The sequence below is a fragment of the Rhodanobacter sp. B04 genome, from assembly GCF_002001125.1.
Lineage (GTDB): Bacteria > Pseudomonadota > Gammaproteobacteria > Xanthomonadales > Rhodanobacteraceae > Rhodanobacter.
The window spans coordinates 1-1,916 of record NZ_MUNV01000014.1 but is presented as its reverse complement, the minus strand read 5'-3'; the positions used below and the strand labels follow the sequence as shown (position 1 = coordinate 1,916).

Sequence of the window (1,916 nt, the reverse complement as noted above, 5' to 3'; positions counted from 1 at the left end):
CGCAGCTCCATCGAACGAAGCACCAATTCTGCACGTAGAGTGCGGTCAGCCCAAGCCAGCGCGTGCGGCAAATCAAGGATCATTTCCTGCCGGTGACCCTTGTCACGGATCTCCTGACCCTTCGCATACAGCTTGAGCGACCAACGCCGGGAGTGCTGGCCAAAGTACAAGGTGCTGCCCTTGACCAACTGACCGCGACCACGGTGCGACAGGTGCGCGGTTTGCTCGGCAGCCCTCAGCCAGGCGAGAACGTCGGACAAATTGCCAAGATGGTACGACTGGGTTTGATCGACACGGGTCAGCCGAACATCCCCGGACAACCATGCGGCCCTGTCCTCAGCCGTTGGAAGTAGACCCAGATCACCAAGACCCGAAAGATGGTCGAGGGTATGCACCACCAACGCGTGCACGTCATCGGAGCCCCACAGGTTGTGACCCTGAAAGAACTTCACCGGGTTACCGGAAATCTCCACATGGGTGAGAGGGTCCGGCGTATGCGTTGCTGTCCGAATGGTGAGGCAGGTATCGAATGAACCGCGAACGCTCGCTCGCTTACGACTCATCCACTGCAACTCACCACCGGGAGCAAGGGAGAGAACTTGGCCGCCGTCGATCGCGTGCGCATGGGCACAGGGCGCGAGGAACGTCAGCCAGTCGATCACTTGAGCAACTTCCGCTTACGAACAACCGCGCGCAGCTTGGTTAATTCGAGCTGGGCTTGCTGGCCACCCTGCACAGCACCACGAAGTGTTTTCGACATCATCGAGAGGCTGTCCATCTGGCCTGCCTTTGCGGCTTCCAGCGCCTCAGCCATCTGCGAAAGCTGGGGGGTCATGCTCACCAGCCATTCCCGGACGAAGCTCGCCTTGCCCGTTCCAGCAGCCTCAGCGAGACGACCAAGCACCAGATCGACCTCCGGGGGGAGGGTCAGATTCACACGACCGCCAACGCGATCCCGAGGGGTGGGTGCCTTTGCCATGGACGCACCATAACGGTAACCGGTAAACACCGCAAGGGGAGGATTACTGCCAAATTGGCACAAATGTGCGGTATCACTGAACCCGCACACCTCCCCAGCTCCTGCCCCCGGCGATGGTACGAAGCGCCACCCCTCCCCATGCCGGCGGGCGGCAAAGCCGCTTTCCGGCGGCATGGGGAGGGGTGGCTTTCTCCGTGTTCGGCGGTAATGCAGGAACAGCAGGTTTGGCGTGAGTGGTGCGCGTCGATCCCAGACACAGCGAAACACCTGGGAGGCGCAGCTCCGATGGGCGTCGAGATCAAGAACGAGCGTCCGGCCTGTCGGCCCCCTTCGGTAGGCGATAGCGGGCTTTACGCGTGTACTTCACCGGCGAACCGCCTATCCTGCATTCCCAACGCGTTTGGACGTCCAAACGTTCAGGCGATACGGCGGGGTTCCCAGTACAAATGCGTACCTTGCGCCCAGTCCGGCACCTGAGCAGGCACGGCTTCCAGCACCCGAACAAGAGGGACAACGTTGCTCTTTTCCTTCGGGTTCAGCGCGGCAATGTCGATGCCATGCGGGAGCAGCTCGGCCCGGTAGCGGTAGAACGTCCGAGTCGGCAGGATGGCGCGCAGATCAACACCCGACTCCCACGACTGGTAGGCCATGCGCAAAGAAGGCTTCATGGCGTCGAGAACAGCGGCGGAAAGGTGGGAGACGGTGTTCATGGTCATGGCTCCGAGGCGGTCTTGCAGTAACCGCGCGGTTACCGCTGAGTCTACACCGTCGAGTTGTGACCACGCGGTCACCATGTCCAGTCCGAGGCGGCGCAGCTCCATCGAACGAAGCACCAATTCTGCACGTAGAGTGCGGTCAGCCCAAGCCAGCGCGTGCGGCAAATCAAGGATCATTTCCTGCCGGTGACCCTTGTCACGGATCTCCTGACCCTTCGCAT

3 protein-coding genes are annotated in these 1,916 nt (G+C 61.3%); all 3 read right to left on the bottom strand.

Annotated features, from left to right (window positions below; translation table 11 throughout):
- A partial coding sequence (locus B0E46_RS12190; protein ID WP_217316343.1) for a phage/plasmid replication protein, II/X family occupies positions 1-662 on the bottom strand: 662 nt, incomplete at its 3' end.
- Positions 659-979 (bottom strand): hypothetical protein, encoded by a 321-nt coding sequence (locus tag B0E46_RS12185; RefSeq protein ID WP_139350525.1) that lies wholly within the window; start codon positions 977-979, stop codon positions 659-661. The genes B0E46_RS12190 and B0E46_RS12185, both read right to left, overlap by 4 nt.
- A gap of 416 nt (positions 980-1,395) precedes the next feature.
- The coding region (locus B0E46_RS12180) for a phage/plasmid replication protein, II/X family (protein WP_217316342.1) at positions 1,396-1,916 on the bottom strand (521 nt) is incomplete at its 5' end.

Excerpts from the sequence above, each read along its gene's own strand:
- B0E46_RS12185 (WP_139350525.1), bottom strand. The coding sequence starts at position 979 with ATGGCAAAGGCACCCACCCCTCGGGATCGCGTTGGCGGTCGTGTGAAT.